This is a genomic window from Phenylobacterium sp. (genome assembly GCF_046290725.1).
Classification (GTDB): domain Bacteria; phylum Pseudomonadota; class Alphaproteobacteria; order Caulobacterales; family Caulobacteraceae; genus Phenylobacterium.
On record NZ_JBKBUH010000001.1, the window covers coordinates 367,320 to 386,855 of the forward strand.

The window sequence follows — 19,536 nt, forward strand, 5'->3', positions numbered from 1 at the left end:
AAAAAATAGCCGGGCCGGGTTAGGTCGGCCCGGTAAGCCTGGCCGCCACAAGTTCGCCACCTGGACGCGCCAAGCCTCACGCCGCCGACAGCCCGGAGAGTCCATGGAATCCGCTCCGATCACCGCCGACAGTTTTTCCGCCCTCAATCTTTTCCTTCGCGCCGACTGGGTCGTGAAAGGGGTGATGATCGGCCTGGCCTTCGCCTCGATCTGGTCCTGGGCCGTGATCATCGAGAAATTCCTGCGGATCCGGTCGCTGAACGCCGAGGCCGACCGCTTCGAGGCCGAGGTGTCCTCGGGCCGCAGCCTGGAGGAGGTCGCCCAGGAAGCCGGCGCCCAGCCGGCCCACGCCCTGCCCCGGATGCTGCAGGGGGCGCTCAAGGAGTGGCGCGAGGCGCGCGCCAAGGGTCAAACCTCCGAGACCCAGACGGCCATGCTGGTCCAGCGGATCGACCGGGTTCTCGACACCACCATCTCGCGAGAGAGCGCGAAGGTCGAAGACGGCCTGGGGCTGCTGGCCATCGTCGCCACCGCCTCGCCGTTCATCGGCCTGTTCGGGACGGTCTGGGGGATCATGAAGGCCTTCCAGGCCATCGCCGTCGAGCGCTCGACCAACCTCGCGGTCGTGGCCCCTTCCATCGCCGAGGCCCTGTTCGCCACCGCCATCGGCCTGGCCGCGGCCATTCCCGCCTATATCGCCTACAACAAGTTCTCCACCGACGCAGGGCGGTTCTCCGCGCGCCTGGAAGGGTTCGCCGACGAGCTCTCCACCGCCATCCAGCGCCGCCTGGCGGAGCGGGCCTGACCCATGGCGCTTTCCGCCCACGACGCCTTTTCCGCCGGCGGCGGCTCCCGACGTCGGCGCGGCCGCGCCCGCCGCGGGGCGCTGTCCGAGATCAACGTGACCCCGCTCGTCGACGTCATGCTGGTGCTGCTGATTATCTTCATGGTCTCGGCCCCGCTGCTCACCGTCGGCGTGCCGCTGGAGCTGCCGAAGACCGAAGCCGGCGCCCTGGAGGACCAGTCCGAGCCGCTCACCGTCTCGATCCGCGCCAACGGCGGAATCTTCGTGCAGGAGGATCCGGTGGCCTTCGAGGCCATGGCGCCGCGACTGCAGGCCATGGCGACGGGCGAGAGCCAGCCGATCTATGTCCGCGCCGACGGCCAGGCGACCTACGAGACCGTGGCCCAGGTCATGGCCGCGCTGTCGACCTCCGGCTTCACCTCGATCAACCTCATCACCGACACGGGCGGGCCTTCCTCGGGCGGCGGGCCCGAGCGGCCCTGAGGCGCCCATGGAGCGGGAGCGGTCACGCGCCCTCGTCGCCTCGGCCCTGTTGCATGCGGGCGTCGTGGTCGCGACCCTGATCTCCTGGCCGTGGAGCCGTGAGCTGAAGATCGGCTCGGCCGTGCCGGTCAACATCGTCGCCAGCGCCCCGTCGGCCGACCTGCGCCCGGCCATCCAGGCCGACGAGGCCCTGCCGGCTCAGACCGAGGAACCGACACCCGCCGCTCCGCCGGAGCCGGCGGCGCCGGAACCCACACCCCAGCCGGAGCCGACGCCGCCTCAGCCGAAAGCCGCGCCGCAGCCGGCGCCGCCTCCGCCCCAGAAGGCGCCGACGCCCGCGCCAAAGGCGCCGCCGCAGAAGGCGCAACCAAAAACGCCGCCCGCTAAGTCCAGCGACGACTTCCTGGAGTCCCTCGCCGCGGACCTCGCCAAGTCGGCGCCGAGGTCGGGCGGCGCGCCCAAGTCCTCCGCCCAGCAGGGCGCCAGCCGCCCGGAAACCGCGCCGGACGCGCGCCAGGGCGCAGGGCAAGGCCTCTCGGCCAGCGCGATGGCGGGCCTTGCCGACGAACTGCAGCGCCGCTGGAATCCGAATTGTGAGGTCGAGGGCGGGCGCGACGTACGCGTGCGCGTGACCTTCCGGCTCGGTCCGGGGGGGCGCGTCGTCGGCGAGGTCTCCGCGGGCGGCCAGGAGAATTCCTCCAACCCCGTGGTGCGCGCCGCGGCCGAACGGGCGGTGCGCGCCGTTCACCAGGCCGCGCCCTTCGACCGGCTGCCGCGGGAATTCTATGGAAATCAGATCGTCGTGAACTTTAACGCCCGCGAGGCGTGTTCATGATGCGAACCCTTGGGAGTTCACCTTCGATGCGCATGAAGCTCGTCATCCTGGCCGCCCTGGCTGCGTTCGTCTCGACGGCCGCGATAGCCCCGCCGGCGCGCGCCCAGATCGAGGTCGACGTCAACCGCGGCGACATCAAGCCCCTGCCCATCGCGATTCCCGCCTTTGGGGGCGAGCGCGGCGGCGACATCGCCCAGGTGATCTCCGCCAATCTGGATCGCTCGGGCCTCTTCGCGCCGATCAGCCCGGCGGCCTTTATCGAGCGGAACCTGAACGTCAACGTCCAGCCGCGCTTCGCCGACTGGAAGGCGATCAACGCCCAGGCCCTGGTGAACGGCCAAGTCAGCGTGGTGGACGGCCGGCTGCAGGTGGACTTCCGCCTCTGGGACCCCTTCGCCGAACAGCAGCTGCTCGGCCTGCAGTTCACCTCCACCCCGGAGAACTGGCGGCGGGTGGCCCACAAGATTTCCGACGCGGTCTATGAGCGCCTGACCGGCGAGAAGGGCTATTTCGACACCCGCATCGTCTTTGTCTCCGAGGGCGGCGACCGGCTGAACCGGGTCAAGCGCCTGGGGATCATGGACCAGGACGGGGCCAACCCGTCCTATCTGACCGACGGCTCCTACATCGTCATGACCCCGCGGTTCTCCTCCAGCAGCCAGGAGATCACCTACATGTCGCTGCGGCCCGAGGGCTCGGCGATCTATCTCTTCAACCTGGAGACCGGCCGCCGGGAGACGCTCGGCAACTTCCCCGGCATGGTCTACGCGCCCAGGTTCTCGCCGGACGGGGGGCGCGTCGCCTTCTCGGTGGAGCGCGCCGGCAATTCCGACATCTACGTGATGGACCTGCGCAACCGCACGACCACGCGCCTGACCTCCGGCCCCTCCATCGAAACCTCGCCCTCCTTCTCGCCCGACGGCACGCGGATTGTGTTCAATTCCGACCGCGGCGGCAGTCCGCAGCTTTATGTGATGAACGCCGATGGTTCGGGCGTGCGGCGCATCTCCTACGGCTCTGGCCGCTACACCACGCCGGTGTGGAGCCCGACCGGCGACCACATCGCCTTCACCAAGCAGACCGGGGGCGAATTCCACATCGGCGTCATGCGCGCCGATGGCTCCGAGGAGCGGATCCTGACCTCCAGCTACCTGGATGAAGGCCCCACCTGGGCGCCCAACGGCCGCGTTTTGATGTTCAGCCGTGAAACGCCCGGCGCAGCTCCGCGTTTGTGGACGGTGGACATCACCGGGCGGATCCAACGACCGGCCCCCTATCCGGGCGCGGCGTCGGACCCTGCGTGGTCGCCGCTTCTGAACTGATCACATTCCAGTCAGAAGCCGCGCATTAGTGAACAGGCAAGTTTTCGCGGCCCAAAAAGCCGACTAAAGCGAGGAACTCAGGTGTCCATTCGCAAACACAAACAAGGAGAAGTCGAGGTGCGAAGCTTCAACACCAAGGGCGCCGTCCGACTGGCGCTTGTCGCCGCCGCCGCCGTGTCCGTGACCGCCTGCGCCTCGCGGCCCAAGCCCGCGCCGGAGGCCCCGCCCCCGCCGCCCCCGCCGCCGTCGACCACCCAGCCCGCGCCGCCGGCGCCGGCGCCGACCACCAGCATCCTGCCGGGTTCGGCCCAGGACTTCTCGATCAATGTCGGCGACCGGATCTATTTCGACTTCGATCGCTACGACATCCGCGCCGACGCGATCCCCGTGCTGAACGCCCAGGCCGACTGGCTGGTGCGCTATCCGAACGTGCAGGTGCGGATCGAGGGCAACGCCGACGAACGCGGCACCCGCGAATACAACCTGGCGCTCGGCGCCCGCCGCGCCAACTCGGTGCGCGAGCACCTGGTCTCCCGCGGCGTCGCGCCATCGCGGATCAACACCATCTCCTACGGCAAGGAGCGCCCGATCGATCCGGGCACCAGCGAGGAAGCCTATCAGCGGAACCGGAACGCCCACACGGCCATCGTGAGCGGCGCCCGCTGAACGCGGATCTGGACCAAGCCCCTGCGGCGCGCCGCCGCGGGGGCTCCCGAATGGGCGGCGCCGTGTGCGCCGCCCCTTTTCGTTCGGCTCGGCGCGCCGCATTTTAGCGCCTGATCGCAACCAAGATGCGCCCATGAAGCTTCGCCCATTCGCCCTACCCCTCGCCCTGGCCCTGGTGGCGGGAACCGCCGCAGCCCAGATTCCGATGGATCCGCTGGACGCTCGCGACGCACGTCGCCTGGACCGCATGGAGCAGGTGGTGCGCGAGCTGCGCGCCATCGTCTTCCAGGGCCGCGACTCCGGCCGTCCGGTTGTGGTCCAGCCGGCGGAGACCGACTACCAGCTGCAGGAGATCGGCCGCCGCATCGCCGATCTCGAACAGTCGCTGATGCGCACCAACGGCGACCTGGAGCTGGTCACCCGCGACCTCGACCTGGCCCGACGGGACAACGAGACCCTGCGCCGGGAAAACCAGCGCCTGGCCGACAAGGTGACCACCCTCGAACAGCAAATGGTCGGCGCCGGCCCTGCGGAGGAGGCTCCTCCCGCTCCGGTCAGCGCTGCGCCCACCACCTCGGCCGAAGCTTTCGATCAGGCGCGCCAGCTGATGCTGGCCGGCGACTATTCGGCCGCAGAGGCGGCGTTCCGCGACTATGTCGCCCGTTACGGCGACACCCAGCGCGCGCCGGAGGCGCGCTACTGGCTGGGCAAGACGCTCACCGCCCGCGGCGCCCACACCGAAGCGGCGGGCGCCTATGTGGCGGCCGTGCGCGGCTGGCCCCAGACCACCTGGGCGCCGGACGGCACGGTGGAGCTCGCCCGTTCCCTGATCGCCTTGCGGCGCACCACCGACGCCTGCCAGACGCTGGCGGAGTTCGACAAGCGCTATCCCCGCGCCCCGGCGGCGGTGAAGACCCGGGCCACGGCGGCCCGCACCCAGGCCAAGTGCGCGGCCTGACGGCCACGGACGCGCTTTCCAGACCCGCCGATCCGGCCTGGGCGGCGAACGCCCTCAGGTGCATGGACGCGCGGCTGCGGATTGACTCCACCCGGCCGATGGCCGTCGGCGTCTCTGGCGGCGGCGATTCCGTAGCCCTCGCCCTCCTGGCGCGCCGATGGGCGGCCGACCACGGCCGGCCGCTGCTGCTTCTTACCGTCGACCACGGATTGTCGCCGCTGAGCACCGCCTGGACCCAGACGTGCCGCGCCCTCGCCAAACGGCTGGACGCCGATTTCCGCGCTCTGGCGTGGCAGGGTGAGAAGCCGGCCAACGGCCTGCCGGCGGCGGCGCGCACCGCCCGTCACCGGCTGCTGGCCGAGGCGGCGCGGCAAGCCGGGGCGTCGGTGCTGATGCTGGGACACACAGCCGACGATCTGGCCGAGAGCCGACGCATGCGCGCCGAGGGCTCCACCATCCCGCTCGTTCGGGAGTGGGCGCCCTCTCCGGCCTGGCCCGAGGGGCGCGACGTCTTCCTGCTGCGCCCCCTGCTGTCGGCCCGGCGCGCGGAGATTCGCGCCTGGCTGGCCGGCCGCGGTGAGCCATGGATCGAGGATCCGGCCAATGACGACCCGAGATTCGCCCGCGCCCGCGCTCGGCGAGCGGCGCCGGCTCCTGGTCCGCCATCCGACGAGCGGCCGAACCTTGCGCCGCTCGCGCGCCGGGTCAGGACGAACGACGCCGGCGTGCTGCGCCTGCCCCGCGTCCTTCTGCAGGACGATGCGGCCGGGCCGCTCCTGGCGATGGCCTGTCTCTGCGCGGCCGGGACGGTGCGTCCGCCTCGCCGGGACGCCGTCGAACGCCTGGCCGCACGCCTGAGGGAGGCCGGGCCCGTCGCCGCGACCTTGGCCGGCGCTCACATCGAAGCCGACATGGCCGAGGTTCGGATCATGCGCGAGCCAGGCGAGGCCAGGCGGGGCGGCCTCGCCCCCCTCACGATGGTCCCGGGCGAGGCCGTGTGGGACGGGCGCTTCGAGATCGCCGCCGACCGACCCTTGACCGTGGCGCCGCTCGATGGCCAGATCACCCGCCTGGCGCCGTCCTCCCACGCGGCTCTGGCCGCCCTCCCCCCCAAGGCCCGCCGCAGCCTACCGGCGATCGAGGAGGCTGGCGGCGTCGCCTGCCCTGTGCTTGCGCCCCTGCCCGGAGTCTCGATCCGCCCCCTCGCCTATGAACGGCTGCTGGCCGCCTGCGGCGCGGCGCCGCGAGAGACATAATCCCCGGCCGCCTCCAGCACGTGCCGTACGGCTGCGACGATGGGATCGGCGAACCTGCGGCCGAGCAGGCTGGCGTGACTGGCGCCGGCCACGTGCTCCACCCGGCCGGCGCGCGAGGCGACGGCGGGCGCGGACTGCAGGGTTTTCAAGACGCTCGCCCCGTCGCCTGCCGTGACCACCGCCACCGGCAGGGCCGGATCGAACGCGCCGGCCGCCGCGCCCTGGGCGGAGGTGGTCGGCCAGGCGACCACTTCTTCGGCAGCCCATCGCGCATGGACCGCCGAGCCGTAGATCCGCCGCTTCTCCAGCGAGGCCTCGCCCTCCAGGCCGATCAGGTCGCCGATCACCCGCGCAACCGGCCCCATGTAGCCGAGCCCGGCGGTGCGTCGCACCACCCGCATGGCGGTGCGGTAGGCGCGGACGGCCGCCGCCCCCGCCCGGTGTTCGCTCAGCTCGGGCGTCACCGCGTCCACCAGCACGAGCCCCAGCAGCCGCTCGCGGTTACGCGGCGCGAACACCCGCAGGAAGAGCCCGGCCATCGAATGGCCCACGGCCACGAGCGGCCGCCCCTCGCCCAGCCGCGCAAGAAGGGCCTCCAGGTCGGCGGCGATGGCCACGCCGTCCCGCGGCGCCGGGCCGGGGTCGGAATAGCCGAGGCCGGCGCGGTCATAGGCCAGGCTCGCCACCCCCTGGGCGGCCAGGCGCGATTGCACGACGGCCCAATCGGCCGCGCAGCCGAAGGAGCCGCACTCCAGCACCGCCAGCACGTTGCTTTCGACGGGGCCTGCGCGCACGACCCGCAGACGCCGCCCGCCGATATCGATCAGTTCCCCCCGCAAGGCGTCCGCCCCAACCTGTTCGTCATCGCTGCAGTCTAAACCGGAATTCGCGGCGGGGGAGGCAGGCGTTCAGCTCTCGGCCTCCGCGACCAGTTCCGCAACGGCGTCGACGGCCTGGCTCTCGGCGGAGGCCGCCATGGCCGGCGGCGGAGCTTCGACCGGCGGCCTGGCGGCGAACTGGAGGATCGCGCGCGGGCGGGCGGCCTCGGACGCCCTGGCTTCCGCGGCGGGTTTCGGGTCCCCGGCCTTCGCGGCCTTCGCGGCCTTGGCTCCGGCCTCGCGCGCCGCCATCTCGATCTGCTTCTGTTTCGGGATCACCGACACCTGGGCGACGCGCACCCGGCGGGAATAGCGGGCGGCGGTCTTCAGCGGCAGGTCGTCGACGGTGGCGAAGCGGCGACCCATGAAGGCCGCGGGATCGAGAGGCCGGCCGTCCCGGCGCACCTCGAAGTGCAGGTGCGGGCCGGTGGAGGTTCCAGTCGAACCCACCCGCCCCAGGACCGACCCGCCTTCCACGGCGACGCCCGGCTTGAGGTGACGTTCGACCTTGCCGAGGTGAGCGTAGAGGGTGACGAGGTCGGCGGCGTGACGAACCTCCACGAAGCGCCCATAGCCGAAGCTGACGCCGGCGCGAGTCACCACGCCGGAGGCGGCGGCGCGAACCGGCGTGCCGCCTGGGGCTGCGATGTCGACGCCCTCATGCAGGCGGCCATGGGCCTCCCAGGGCATGCGGCGTAAGCCGAACGGAGAGTTCACCGCATGACCGGGCAGCGGCTCGCCGAAGATCAGGAAAGGTTCGGGCTCCGCCGGCGGGGATGTCGTCGCCGGGGGTGGCGCAGTGGCAGCGGGCGCGGATGCAGGTGCCGCCGTCAAGGTGATCTGCGGCGCGGCGGCCAGGGTCTGGACGGCGTAGGCCGCCGTCACGGCGCTTAGTCCCACGAAGGCGGCGAGGGCGGCGTCTGGGCGCATGGCGCCCAGCCGGCCGGCCGCAGCCAGCAATTTGAAATCCAAACGCAAACCTCTTCGCTACGGTCGAGCTTTCTGCGATCCGCCAGAGGTAGAGCGGCCGCGTCCCGACAGTGTCCCGTCAGTCGAAGCGGGGTTAATAGACGGGATATCTGGACGAAAACAAGGCGCGTGACGCCGGTTTCGGGAGTCTCGCGCCCTGCACGAGCTGCAGCATTAGAACTCTGGTCTCGCTTCGATCAGAGCCCTTTGAGGATACCTTCGACCATCTTCTTGGCGTCGCCGAACAGCATCATGGTGTTGTCGCGGAAGAAGAGCTCGTTCTCCACGCCCGCATAACCGGACGACATGCCGCGTTTCACGAAAAGCACCGTGCGGGCCTTCTCCACGTCCAGGATCGGCATGCCGAAGATCGGCGACTGCGGGTCGGTCTTGGCGGCCGGGTTGGTGACGTCGTTGGCGCCGATGACGAAGGCGACGTCGGCGGTGGAGAATTCGGAGTTGATGTCCTCCAGTTCGAACACCTCGTCATAAGGCACGTTGGCCTCGGCCAGCAGGACGTTCATGTGGCCGGGCATGCGGCCGGCGACGGGGTGGATGGCGTACTTCACGTCCACGCCCTCTTCCTTCAGAACGTCGGCCATTTCGCGCAGGGCGTGCTGGGCCTGGGAGACGGCCATGCCGTAGCCCGGCACGATGATCACCTTGCTGGCGTTCTTCATGATGAAGGCCGCGTCGTCGGCCGAGCCCTGCTTGACCGGGCGGGTCTCCACGCGGCCGCCCGCCGCCGCGGCGGAATCCTCGCCCCCGAAGCCGCCCAGGATCACCGAGACGAAGGACCGGTTCATCCCCTTGCACATGATGTAGGAGAGGATGGCGCCCGAGGAGCCCACCAGGGCGCCGGTGATGATCAGGGTGATGTTCTCGAGCGTGAAGCCCAGGGCTGCGGCCGCCCACCCCGAATAGGAGTTCAGCATCGAGACCACGACGGGCATGTCGGCCCCGCCGATGGGGATGATCAGCGTGACGCCGATCAGCAGCGAAAGGGCGAAGATCGCCCAGAAGGCCCAGAGCGCCTGGCCGCCGCTCATCACCAGCACCACGACCAGGGCGACGATGGCCACGGCGATGGCGATGTTCAGCAGGTGCCGCGCCGGCAACAGGATCGGCGCCCCGCTCATGTTTCCGTTCAGCTTGGCGAAAGCGATCACCGAGCCGGTGAAGGTGATCGCCCCGATCGCCAGGCCCACCGACAGTTCCACCAGCGAGAGGGTGTGCACCTGTCCGTCGGCCGCGGCGATGCCGTAGGCTTCCGGGGTGTGGATGGCGGCGACGGCGACCAGGCAGGCCGCCAGGCCGACGAGGCTGTGGAAGGCCGCCACCAGTTGGGGCATGGAGGTCATGGCCACCCGACGGGCGATCACCGCGCCCACGGTCCCGCCCACGGCCACACCGCCGACGATCAGGGCCAGGGTCAGGGCGTCCAGCGCCCCCTGCCCCCACAGGGTCAGCAGGGTCACGCCCACGGCGATGGCCATGCCGATCATGCCGTTGCGGTTGCCCGCCCGGCTGGTCTCGGGGCTGGAGAGCCCGCGCAGGGCCAGGATGAAGAGGACGCCCGAAACCAGATAGGCGACGGCGGCGAGATTGGCGTTCATGTCTAGCCTTCCCCCAGGGCTTTCTTCAGGCGTTCGATGAGAGGCGGAAAGTGGTCGCGAACGGTCTCCACGACCAAGCCTGCGTCCAGCCCGCGATACCCATGGATCAGCACGTTGCGCATACCGACGATCTGACGCCACGGCAGCGCCGGGAGCCGAGCCCGGCCCTCCGGCGACACCTTGGCGTAGGCGAGCATGTCTTCAAGGTAGCTCGGATCCCGGTCGATCATGCCCGCACGAGGTCGCGTTCGAGCGCCGCACGAAGACGCGGCTTGACGGCGCTGAGGTCGACGAGGTCGACGGACCGCTCCAGCCGATCCTGCAGGTCCATCAGCACCGCGCCGATATCGAACAGGGACGCGCGCCCCACGACGTCGTAGGCGATGTCCACGTCGCTGTCGGACCGGGCCTCGCCGCGAGCGACCGACCCCACGACCCCGATAAGCTCGACGCCGCGAGCCTCGGCTTCGGGCCGCTCCGCGCGGATCGCCTCGAGGGTGCGGGCGAGCAGGTCCCCCGGCTCGCTCACTTCGGCTTGTCCTTCTTCTTATACATGGCCAGCATGCGCTGGGTGACGAGGAACCCGCCAAAGATGTTGACCGCCGCGAAGGCTGCGGCGACCGCGCCGGAGACCTTGGAGATCATCACGTTTCCGGTGAGTTCTCCGCCCGCGCCATGCGCGGCGGCGGCCAGCAGGGCGCCGACCACGATCACCGAGGAGATGGCGTTGGTCACCGCCATCAGCGGCGTGTGCAGGGCGGGCGTGACGCTCCAGACGACATAGTAACCCACGAAGATCGCGAGCACGAAGATCGCCAGGCGGAAGATGGTGGGATCGACGGCTTCCATCTCTTGAGCTCCGGTCAGGACTTGAGGTTGGGATGGACGACCGCGCCGTCCTTGGTCACCAGCGCGGCCTTCAGGATCTCGTCCTCGTAGTCGGGGGCGAGCTTGCCCTCCTTGTCGAGGAAGAGGCCGGCGAAGGCGAAGAGGTTGCGGGCGTAGAGCGCCGAAGCGTCGGCGGCGATGCGGCCGGGCAGGTTCGGCCGGCCCAGGATCTTCACGCCGTTGGCGGTCTGCGCCACTTCGCCCAGTTTCGCGCCTTCCACATTGCCGCCCTGCTCGACCGCCAGATCGACGATCACCGAGCCCGGCTTCATCGAGGCGACGTGCGCCGCCGAGACCAGGCGCGGCGCCGGCCGGCCGGGGATCAGGGCGGTGGTGATGACGATGTCCTGTTTGGCGATGTGGCTGGAGACCAGCTCGGCCTGCTTGGCCTGGTATTCGGCGCTCATCTCCTTGGCGTAGCCGCCCTCGGTCTGAGCGTTCTTGAACTCCTCGTCCTCCACCGCCAGGAACTTCGCTCCCAGGCTCTCCACCTGTTCCTTGGTCGCCGGCCGCACGTCGGTGGCTGTAACCACAGCGCCCATACGCCGGGCGGTGGCGATGGCCTGCAGTCCGGCCACCCCCACACCCATGATGAAGACCTTGGCGGCCGCCACGGTGCCGGCGGCGGTCATCATCATCGGCAGGGCCTTGCCGTAGGCCTCCGCCGCCTCGATCACCGCTCGATAGCCGGCGAGGTTGGCCTGGGAGGACAAGACGTCCATCACCTGGGCCCGGGTGATCCGCGGCACGAATTCCATGGCGAAGGCGGTCGCGCCCTGGGCGGCGAGCGCCTGCAGGGCGTCCTTCTCCTGATAGGGATTGAGCGTGGCGGCGACGATGGCGCCGGTCTTCAGGGCCGCGATCTCCTCGTCGACGGGCGCGCGGACCTTGAAGAGGATGTCGGCCTGGCCGACGGCCTCCTTCAGGTCCCTGGCCAGAGTGGCCCCGGCGGCCTCGTAATCGGCGTCGACGAAGTTCGCCGCGCCGCCGGCGCCCGCCTCCACAACCACCGAGAAGCCCGCCCCGATCAGCTTCTTGACCGTCTCAGGAGTGGCGGCCACGCGCGTCTCCCCGGCGCGGCGTTCCTTCGTGACGGCGATGACCGGCATGCGCCCCTATCCCCTTCCTGCCCTTGTGAACGGCGCGACCATAGGGGCGCCCGCGCACGCTTGTCCAGCGAGCGACCAGAGGTTTTCGAACAAACGTTTGAATGAGCTGGCGCAGTGTTCAGGCGCGCGAAATCCCCCGGCGCAGGGCGGCGCCGGGGGAGATCAGACCGAGAAGAGATGGGGCCTTAGTGGGCCGGCGCCTTTTCGCGCAGGACCAGGACGCCGAGAGCGGTCATGACCACGGCCGCGACGAAGCCGGAGAAGAAGCCGGCCGGCGTGCAGAACCACAGGACCAGCAGGACCAGCAGGGCCGACAGGGCCAGCGAGCCCCACTTGGTCAGGCCCATGAAGAGCTTGAAGGTCGAGACCTGCTCTTGGATGTCCATGTCGCCGCGGTGATATTCGGAGGCCATGAGGTCGCCGTCTCTCTGGAAAATCTTGAAGGAAGCGGGTCTGCGACTACACGAAGCCGGGCGGCCGCTCAAGCCGGCCAGACTGCGAGCAATGCGCGCAGGGCGGCCACCAGGGCCAGGGGCTGGTCGATCATGATGTGGTGGGCCGAGTCCGGGATCGCGATCTCCAGGATGTCGTCCGGCAGGGGCGAAGGCTGGCTGCTCGCCCGCCGCGACATCACCACCGAGCGGTCGCCATAGATGTGGGCCATGGGGGTGGTCACGGTCGGCTTGCCGCCAGCCGTCAGCCCCATCATCGCCGAGCGGTCCAGCTTGGTCCACATGTTGGGATCGAACCGCCAGGACCAGCCCTCCCCCGAGCCGTCCTCCAGCGGGGCGCGCTTGAGCGAGCGGCGGGCGATGAAGTCGGCCACGAACAGGTTGCCGGCCACCTGCGGCGGCATCAGGCGGAAACGCGCCAGGGCCGAAGCGATGTCCGGATAGACCCGCTGGGCCCGGTCAGGGGTCGGGATGTTGCGCACCTCGCGCTGGCGCTGCTCCTCCAGCATGCGCTTGCCTTCCGGCGAGTCGGGCGGCGGGCCGCCGAAGCCCACGTCCACGAGGATGGCGGCGTGCATCCGGTCCGGATGGTTGGCGGCGGCGTAGAACACCTGCGAGCCGCCGAAGGAGTGGCCGACATAGACCGGTTTGCGGCCGCCTTCGTAGAGCCCGGCCGCCTGTGCGCAGGCCTCGGCGTCCTCGGCGAAGTCCTGGAAGGCGTAGGTGTCGCGCCAGTCCGAAGCGCCCATGCCGGCCAGCGACATGGAGGCCACGCGATAGTCCTCGGCGAAGAACGGCGCGATGAAGCTCCACCAGTCGGCGTGGGCCGAATTGCCGTGCACGAAGAGGAGGCCCGGCTTGCCCACCTCGCCCCAGGTGAGCAGTTCCAGCTTCGTACCCTTCGAGGTGACGAAGCTGCGCTCCGGAGCCTTGGCGACGGCGTCCTGGAACCACTTGGGCGCATCCGGCTCGCGGCCGCGGAAGGGCGCCAGCGGCGCCTGCACCTCGGGCGGCAGGGCGCCGGGCTCGGTGTGGATCGGCTGGTCCTCGTAGCCGACAGGCGCACCTTCCTTGATCGCCGGATCCAGAGCCATCAGCCTACCCCCTGCACTTCCCGCTCGCCCGGCTTGCGCACGATCGACCGGATTCCCTTGAAGACGCCCGTGCCGGTCATCAGGGTGCGCTCGCCGCACCAGATCCGGCCCCGGACGGTGAAGATGTCGTCCTGTTCGGCGACGATCTCGCTGGTTCCCTCCACCCAGTCGCCCATGTGGGCGCCCGAAAGGAAATCGGTGGTCAGCCGCACGGTCACCCAGCCGATCTGCCGCTTGTTGGAGATCACCCGCCCCCAGGCCATGTCGGCGAAGCTCATCAGCATGCCGCCGTGGCAGTTGTTCATGCCGTTGGCGTGGTGCTCCTCGACCCGGAAGGCCATGATCTCGTCCTGGGTGGCCGGGTCGCGCTTGGAATAGAACGGGCCGACCGTGCGGCCGAAGCCGCGCTGCCACAGGTTGATCACATAGCCGTCGGGCACGACGGCGGCCTGGACTTCGGTCAGATCGTCGGACATCGGGCAAGCTGACTAACGCCCGTTTGAAAAATGGCAAGCACGGAGACGCCCTGGCCATGCCGCCGCCTCGCCGACGCATCCACATCACCGGCCCTTCGGGCGCCGGAACCACGACCCTGGGCGCGGCGCTGGCCCCGGCCCTCGGCGCCGCGCACCTGGACACCGACGCCTATTACTGGGAGGCGACCGACCCGCCCTTCACCACCCCTCGTCCGGCCGCCGAACGGCTGCGGCGGATCGAGAGCGAACTCCACGGCCGCGACGCCTGGGTGATTTCCGGCTCCCTGATGGGTTGGGGCGATGCGCTGACCCCGCGCTTCGACCTTGTGATCTTCCTCTATGTGCCGCCGGTCCTGCGCCTGGAACGGCTGCGAGCGCGCGAGCGGAGCAGGTATGGGGCGGGGATCGAGCCCGGCGGTCGGATGCATGAAGCGAGTCGGGCGTTCCTAGACTGGGCGCGCAGCTATGAAGACCCGAGCTTCCGGGGGCGCAGCCTCGCCCTGCATCGCGCCTGGCTCGCAAGCCTGCCCTGCCCGGTGCTCTCCATCGAAGACGCCCCGCCGCTCGAGGAAAGCCTCCGCCGCGCCCTGGCCGCGGCCGGCTGAGGGCCTGCGCAAAATATTCCCCGAAGCGGCTTGTTCAGGGGACGAAAGCCGGTGTCTTATCGCCGCTCACCAGAGTTCAACGGGGGGCGAATGAGGAGATTGGGCACGACGGTCGCTCTGCTTGCGGCGACCGCCTTGGGGGCCTGCGCGACCGCCGCGCCGACCAAGTCCGAACCGTCGGCGTCCGGCGGCCAGCCGTCGGCCGCCGCCTCTCGCGGCAAGGCGCTGCCCAAGGGGCTCGACCCCGTGGGACATGATCCCTTCGCCTCCACCTATCGGCCGCTGCCCAGCCGTCCCACGGCGCTGATCGGCGCCAGCGTCTTCACCGGAACCGGCGCCCTGGTCGAGAACGGCACGGTGCTGCTGCGCGATGGCAAGGTCGAGCGCGTGGAGGCGGGCCTCGCCGCGCCGGCCGGCTATGAGGTGGTCGATGCGCGGGGCAAGTACGTAACCCCCGGCCTGATCGACGCGCACTCGCACCTGGGCGTCTATCCTTCGCCCTCGGCACCCGCCCATTCCGACGGCAATGAGCTCACCGATCCCAACACCGCCGGCGTCTGGGCCGAGCATTCGGTCTGGCCGCAGGATCCGGGATTCAATCTCGCCCGCGCGGGCGGCGTAACCACCATCCTGGTGCTGCCGGGCTCTGGCAACCTGATCGGCGGCCGTTCGGTCACCCTGCGCAACATCCCGGCGCGGACGGTGCAGGAGATGAAATATCCCGGGGCGCCGTACGGCCTGAAGATGGCCTGCGGCGAGAACCCCAAGCGGGTCTATGGCGGCCGCAACCGCGCGCCCTCCACCCGCATGGGCAATGTGGCCGGCTATCGGACCGCCTGGATCAACGCCGCCGACTACATGCGCAAGTGGGACGACTATCGCGCCAAGGCCGACCGGGGCGAGAAGGCCGATCCGCCCAAGCGCGACCTGCAGCTCGACACCCTGGCCGGCGTGCTGAAGGGCGAGATCCTGGTGCAGAACCACTGCTACCGGGCCGACGAGATGGCCCAGATGATCGGGGTGGCCGACGAGTTCGGCTATCGCATCACGACCTTCCACCACACCTCCGAGGCCTACAAGATCGCCGATCTGCTGGCCGCCCGCGACATCTGCGCGGCTACCTGGGCCAACTGGTGGGGCGCCAAGCTGGAGGTCTGGGACGGGATCGAGGCCAACGCCGCCCTGGTGCACGCCGCCGGCGGCTGCGCGGTCATCAAGTCCGACGATCCCGACCTGATCCAGCGCCTGAACCAGGAAGCCGCCGAGGCCCTGGCCGCCGGCCGCGCCGCCGGTCTCGACATCTCCGAGGCCGAGGCCATCAAGTGGATCACCTCCAACGCCGCCAAGGCGCTGGGCCTGACCGACACCGGGGCGCTGGAGCCCGGCAAGCGTGCGGACGTGGTGCTGTGGGACCGCAATCCCTTCTCGGTCTACGCCCGGGCCGAGAGGGTCTATGTGGACGGCGGGATCGCCTACGACCGGCGCGACCCGCGCTATCAACCGAAATCGGACTTCGAACTGGGCCAGGGGGCCAATCGCTGATGCGCAAGCTCGCCCTTGGCCTCGCCCTTTCGCTCACCCTGGCGGCCCCGGCCGCCGCCGAAACCGTCGCCATTGTCGGCGGCCGCATCCTGACCGCCGGCCCCGCCGGAGAGATCCCGCAAGGCACGGTGGTGATCCGCGACGGCAAGATCGCCGCCGTCGGCGCGAACCTCTCTCCGCCGGCCGGAGCCCGGATCATCGACGCCCGCGGCCTGACGGTGACCCCCGGCCTCGTGGCCGCCAACGCCCATCTGGGCGCGGTGGAAGTCCGTGCGCTCGGCGACGACGTGGCGGTCAGCAACACTGCGATCGGCGCGGCCTTCGACGTGCAATACGGGCTCGATCCGCAGTCGACCCTGATCCCCGTCGCCCGGCTGGCCGGCATCACCCGCGCCATCGTAACGCCCCGCGCGGCGGGCGGCGGAACGGGCGACCACATGCACGGCGACGAGGGCGAGGATCTCACCGCCGGAGGCGGGGACGACTCGCGATCCCACGCCCTGTTCGGCGGGCAGGCGGCGGTGATCCACCTGGGCGAAGGCGCCGACATCCTGATGCAGCCGAAAGTCGGCATGGTGGTTCCGTTCGGCGGCGGCGGGGCGCGGGTCGCCGGCGGCGCCCGCGGCGCCCAGATCGTGGCGCTGAAGGCGGTGTTCCGCGACGTCCGCGACTACATGCGCAATCGCACCGCCTACGACCGGGCAGGCCTGCGGGATCTGGCGCTCTCGAAGTCGGACTTGGAAGCGCTGATCCCGGTGATCGAGGGACGCACGCCGATCATCGCGCGGGTCTCGAAGCTCTCCGACATCCGCATGGTGCTCAAGTTCGCCCGCGAGGAGCGGGTGAAGCTGATCCTCAATGGCGCCGAGGAAGGCTGGATGGCCGCCGCCGAGATCGCCCAGGCGGGGGTTCCGGTGATCCTCAATCCCCTGACCGACCGGCCCGAGAACTTCGAGATGCTGGGCGCCACCCTGGAGAACGCCGCGCGCCTGCACGCCGCCGGCGTCACCGTGGTCATCGAAGGCCAGGGCGGCGCCCACCGGGTGCGGGAGATGCGCTACAACGCCGGCAATGCGGCGGCCTATGGCCTGCCCTACGCCGCCGCCCTGGCCGCAGTGACGATCAATCCCGCACGGGTGTTCGGCGTGGCCGACCGCATCGGCTCGCTGGAGCCGGGCAAGGAAGCCGATGTGGTGATCTGGACGGGCGACCCGTTCGAACCGCTTTCGCAGCCTACGGCGGTCTTCATCCGAGGCGAGGCCCAACCGATGACGTCGCGCCAGCTCGACCTGCGCGATCGCTACAAGGACCTGTCCGGCGCATATCCCGTGGCCTATCCGCGCTGATCGGGCTTAGGGTCGAATCGACTTGGCGGCCAGTTCGGTTCGACCCTCCAAGGTTCGCGTGCGCGCGTCGGACCCGACGAACACCTCGACGGGGCCGGCTTCGATGCGCCAGCCGGGGAGGTTCACGTCGTAGCGGGCCAGAAGCCGGGGATCGGCCTCGATCTCCACGCGCTTCGCCTCCCCCGGCGCCAGGCTCACCCGCGCCCAGCCGACCAGGCGCGGAACGCCGTCCACCACCGCATAGAGCTGGGGCGTGTCGACGCCGGCGCGGTCGCCCGTGTTGGCCACCTCCAAGCTCACGCGCACCGTTTCGCCGCCGGAAAGCTGCAGGGCCGAATGGGCGAACCGCGTGTAGGAAAGACCGAAGCCGAAGGGGAACAGGGGCGGCTTACCGGCGCGCGCGAACCAGCGGTAGCCGACATCGGCGCCTTCCGGATGCTCCACCGAGAACCGGCCCTTGTGCTGCTGCACGTCCGGCCGCGAGGTGGGGATGGTTCGCCCCTCCACCGGCGGGCCGAAGATCTGTCCGGGGATTTCCGGCCGCACCAGATCTTCGGCTCCCCTTGGGAAGCTGATGGGCAAACGGCCGGAGGGGTTCGCCTCGCCGAAGAGTATGCGGGCGATGGCCTCGCCGCCGCGTGAGCCGCCGTACCAGGCTTCAAGGACGCCCGCGACCTGGTCGAGCCAGGGCATGGTCACAGGCCCGCCGGTCTCCAGCACCACCACCGTCTTCGGATTGGCCGCTGCGACGGCGGCGATCAGGGCGTCCTGGCTGTCCGGCAGGGCGAGGCCGGGCAGGTCCTCGGCCTCGGTCGTCCACTGCTCGGCGAAGACGATCGCCACGTCGGCCCTCGCCGCAAGCGCCGCAGCGGCCGCGGGATCGCGCCCATCGTCGAACATCACCTCGGCCTCGCCCGCCAACTCCCGGATCGCCAGCAGCGGCGAGGAGGGGTGATAGGTCACCTTGGCGAAGGTTCCCGACAGACCGCCGACGGGGATCTGCAGGGCCGGACCGCCGTAGGGCAGCACCTGGGAGGAGCCGCCGCCGGAAAGCACGCCTACATCGGCGTGGCCGCCGATCACGGCGATATGCTTCAGGCCTCTGGGGAGCGGCAGGACGCCGTCGTTCTTCAGCAGCACGATCCCCGCCTCGGCCGCGGTCTGGGCGATCTCCGCATGGGCGTCGAAGTCGATGGGGCCGGGCTCCGGCGGATCGTCGAACGCGCCCGAGGCGATCAGGCTGCGCAGGATGCGGCGGACCATGTCGCAGAGCCGCTCGAAGGGAACCTCCCCCTCCCGGATCGCCGCCTTCAGCGGGTCACCGAACCAGACCTGCTTGTCATGCTGCTCGCCGCTTTGCTGGTCGAGGCCGGCGAGCGCGGCCTTGGCGCCCGAGTGGCAGCCGCCCCAGTCGCTCATCACCCAGCCGCGATAGCCCCAGTCGCCCTTCAGCACGCTGTTCAGCAGGAAGTCGTTCTCGCCGCACCATTCGCCGTTCACCCGGTTGTAGGCGCTCATCACCGAACCGGGCTCGCCACGCTCGATGGCGATCTGGAAGGCCAGCAGGTCGCTCTCCCGAAGGGCCGCCTCGTCGATCCGGGCGTCCACAACGTGGCGGCAGGTCTCCTGGTCGTTGAGGGCGAAGTGCTTGAGGGTGCAGACGATGCGGTTGGACTGGGCGCCGCGGATCGCTTCGCCCGCGAGCACGCCCGTCAGCAGCGGATCCTCGCCCAGGTACTCGAAGTTGCGCCCGCAACGAGGCTCGCGAGTGAGATTGGCGCCGCCGCCCAGCAGCACGTTGAACCCCCGGGCGCGGGCCTCGGCCCCCACCATCGCTCCGGCGTCATAGGCGATCTGCGGATCCCAGCCAGAGGCGAGCGCCAGCCCGCTGGGCAGGGCGGTCGACCCGTCGCCCGCCGGAACGCCGCGCAGGTTGGCCACCCCCAGGCTGGCGTCGGTCTCGTTCAGCGCCGGTATGCCCAGCCGCGGCACACCGGGGATATAGCCGGCGCCGTGGCGGCAGTCGGCGGGGATCTCCTCGGGCTTCATCAAATGGGGGCCCGGCCCGTGCACCAGCGAAATCATCTCGTCGAGGGTCAGCGCCTCCACCAGCCGCTCGGCCCGCTCGTCGGGTGAAAGGCTGGCGTCCATCCAAGGCTGCGTGGCGAGAGACATTGCGCTTCCTCCAGTTTGGGAGAACGCTATCCATTTTTGCACAACTGGGCAATAATGCGGC

Annotated in this window: 21 protein-coding genes; 10 read left to right on the top strand and 11 right to left on the bottom strand. The window is 70.2% G+C overall.

The features are described 5' to 3' along the window. Positions 1-103 precede the first annotated feature (103 nt). The 7 genes from tolQ to tilS all read left to right on the top strand — a co-directional run bounded on the left by tolQ (position 104) and on the right by tilS (position 6,325). Complete coding sequence (tolQ, locus tag ACK41C_RS01980) at positions 104-805, top strand: protein TolQ (RefSeq protein WP_409649823.1); 702 nt, start codon at positions 104-106, stop codon at positions 803-805. Between the two features lie 3 nt (positions 806-808). Beyond that, positions 809-1,288: an ExbD/TolR family protein gene (locus ACK41C_RS01985; RefSeq protein ID WP_409649826.1), complete on the top strand. Its 480-nt coding sequence runs from the start codon at positions 809-811 to the stop codon at positions 1,286-1,288. Positions 1,289-1,295: 7 nt separating this feature from the next. Further along, a complete protein-coding gene (locus ACK41C_RS01990; protein ID WP_409649828.1) occupies positions 1,296-2,123 on the top strand; it encodes an energy transducer TonB in 828 nt (275 codons plus the stop codon). Between the two features lie 32 nt (positions 2,124-2,155). Next, positions 2,156-3,445 carry a Tol-Pal system beta propeller repeat protein TolB gene (gene tolB, locus ACK41C_RS01995; protein ID WP_409653864.1) on the top strand — a complete coding sequence of 430 codons (1,290 nt, stop codon included), beginning with the start codon at positions 2,156-2,158 and terminating at the stop codon, positions 3,443-3,445. A 117-nt stretch (positions 3,446-3,562) separates the two neighbouring features. Continuing rightward, positions 3,563-4,111 (top strand): peptidoglycan-associated lipoprotein Pal, encoded by a 549-nt coding sequence (gene pal / locus ACK41C_RS02000; protein ID WP_409649831.1) that lies wholly within the window; start codon positions 3,563-3,565, stop codon positions 4,109-4,111. A gap of 133 nt (positions 4,112-4,244) precedes the next feature. Next, positions 4,245-5,069 carry a tol-pal system protein YbgF gene (gene ybgF / locus ACK41C_RS02005; protein ID WP_409649834.1) on the top strand — a complete coding sequence of 275 codons (825 nt, stop codon included), beginning with the start codon at positions 4,245-4,247 and terminating at the stop codon, positions 5,067-5,069. 62 nt (positions 5,070-5,131) lie between these two features. Next, the gene (tilS, locus tag ACK41C_RS02010) at positions 5,132-6,325 is read left to right on the top strand and encodes a tRNA lysidine(34) synthetase TilS (protein ID WP_409653867.1); all 1,194 of its coding nucleotides are present in this window, start codon (positions 5,132-5,134) and stop codon (positions 6,323-6,325) included. On the opposite strand, the gene ACK41C_RS02015 is transcribed toward tilS, so the two are convergent. From ACK41C_RS02015 to ACK41C_RS02060, 10 genes are all read right to left on the bottom strand, one after another. Next, complete coding sequence (locus tag ACK41C_RS02015) at positions 6,277-7,164, bottom strand: alpha/beta fold hydrolase (RefSeq protein WP_409649837.1); 888 nt, start codon at positions 7,162-7,164, stop codon at positions 6,277-6,279. The two genes, tilS and ACK41C_RS02015, sit on opposite strands and share 49 nt — an antisense overlap. Before the next feature lie 69 nt (positions 7,165-7,233). Continuing rightward, positions 7,234-8,175 carry a M23 family metallopeptidase gene (locus tag ACK41C_RS02020; RefSeq protein WP_409649839.1) on the bottom strand — a complete coding sequence of 314 codons (942 nt, stop codon included), beginning with the start codon at positions 8,173-8,175 and terminating at the stop codon, positions 7,234-7,236. A 194-nt stretch (positions 8,176-8,369) separates the two neighbouring features. Then, positions 8,370-9,788 carry an NAD(P)(+) transhydrogenase (Re/Si-specific) subunit beta gene (locus tag ACK41C_RS02025; RefSeq protein ID WP_409649841.1) on the bottom strand — a complete coding sequence of 473 codons (1,419 nt, stop codon included), beginning with the start codon at positions 9,786-9,788 and terminating at the stop codon, positions 8,370-8,372. Positions 9,789-9,790: 2 nt separating this feature from the next. Continuing rightward, the gene (locus tag ACK41C_RS02030) at positions 9,791-10,018 is read right to left on the bottom strand and encodes a DUF86 domain-containing protein (RefSeq protein ID WP_409649844.1); all 228 of its coding nucleotides are present in this window, start codon (positions 10,016-10,018) and stop codon (positions 9,791-9,793) included. After that, on the bottom strand, positions 10,015-10,317 hold the full coding sequence (locus tag ACK41C_RS02035) for a nucleotidyltransferase family protein (RefSeq protein ID WP_409649847.1): 303 nt from the start codon (positions 10,315-10,317) through the stop codon (positions 10,015-10,017). The genes ACK41C_RS02030 and ACK41C_RS02035 overlap by 4 nt, the downstream gene beginning before the upstream one ends. Then, positions 10,314-10,637, bottom strand: a complete 324-nt coding sequence (locus ACK41C_RS02040) for a proton-translocating transhydrogenase family protein (RefSeq protein ID WP_409649849.1) — start codon at positions 10,635-10,637, stop codon at positions 10,314-10,316. The genes ACK41C_RS02035 and ACK41C_RS02040 overlap by 4 nt, the downstream gene beginning before the upstream one ends. 14 nt (positions 10,638-10,651) lie before the next feature. Further along, a complete protein-coding gene (locus ACK41C_RS02045) occupies positions 10,652-11,785 on the bottom strand; it encodes a Re/Si-specific NAD(P)(+) transhydrogenase subunit alpha (RefSeq protein WP_409649852.1) in 1,134 nt (377 codons plus the stop codon). A 185-nt stretch (positions 11,786-11,970) separates the two neighbouring features. After that, the gene (locus tag ACK41C_RS02050; RefSeq protein ID WP_409649855.1) at positions 11,971-12,198 is read right to left on the bottom strand and encodes an aa3-type cytochrome c oxidase subunit IV; all 228 of its coding nucleotides are present in this window, start codon (positions 12,196-12,198) and stop codon (positions 11,971-11,973) included. A 68-nt stretch (positions 12,199-12,266) separates the two neighbouring features. Continuing rightward, positions 12,267-13,331, bottom strand: coding sequence for an alpha/beta hydrolase (locus tag ACK41C_RS02055; RefSeq protein ID WP_409649858.1), 1,065 nt, complete (start codon positions 13,329-13,331; stop codon positions 12,267-12,269). Then, positions 13,331-13,807: a PaaI family thioesterase gene (locus tag ACK41C_RS02060; protein WP_409649861.1), complete on the bottom strand. Its 477-nt coding sequence runs from the start codon at positions 13,805-13,807 to the stop codon at positions 13,331-13,333. Before ACK41C_RS02060 ends, ACK41C_RS02055 begins: the two co-directional genes overlap by 1 nt. 56 nt (positions 13,808-13,863) lie before the next feature. Here ACK41C_RS02060 and ACK41C_RS02065 point away from each other — a divergent pair, with 56 nt between their 5' ends. The 3 genes from ACK41C_RS02065 to ACK41C_RS02075 all read left to right on the top strand — a co-directional run bounded on the left by ACK41C_RS02065 (position 13,864) and on the right by ACK41C_RS02075 (position 17,300). Next, complete coding sequence (locus ACK41C_RS02065) at positions 13,864-14,412, top strand: AAA family ATPase (RefSeq protein WP_409649864.1); 549 nt, start codon at positions 13,864-13,866, stop codon at positions 14,410-14,412. Between the two features lie 90 nt (positions 14,413-14,502). Beyond that, a complete protein-coding gene (locus ACK41C_RS02070; protein ID WP_409649866.1) occupies positions 14,503-15,954 on the top strand; it encodes an amidohydrolase in 1,452 nt (483 codons plus the stop codon). Continuing rightward, the gene (locus ACK41C_RS02075) at positions 15,954-17,300 is read left to right on the top strand and encodes an amidohydrolase family protein (protein ID WP_409649869.1); all 1,347 of its coding nucleotides are present in this window, start codon (positions 15,954-15,956) and stop codon (positions 17,298-17,300) included. The genes ACK41C_RS02070 and ACK41C_RS02075 overlap by 1 nt, the downstream gene beginning before the upstream one ends. Before the next feature lie 6 nt (positions 17,301-17,306). Here the strand turns inward: ACK41C_RS02075 and ACK41C_RS02080 are convergent, their stop codons facing one another. Further along, positions 17,307-19,475, bottom strand: coding sequence for a beta-glucosidase (locus ACK41C_RS02080; protein ID WP_409649872.1), 2,169 nt, complete (start codon positions 19,473-19,475; stop codon positions 17,307-17,309). Between the last annotated feature and the right edge of the window lie 61 nt (positions 19,476-19,536).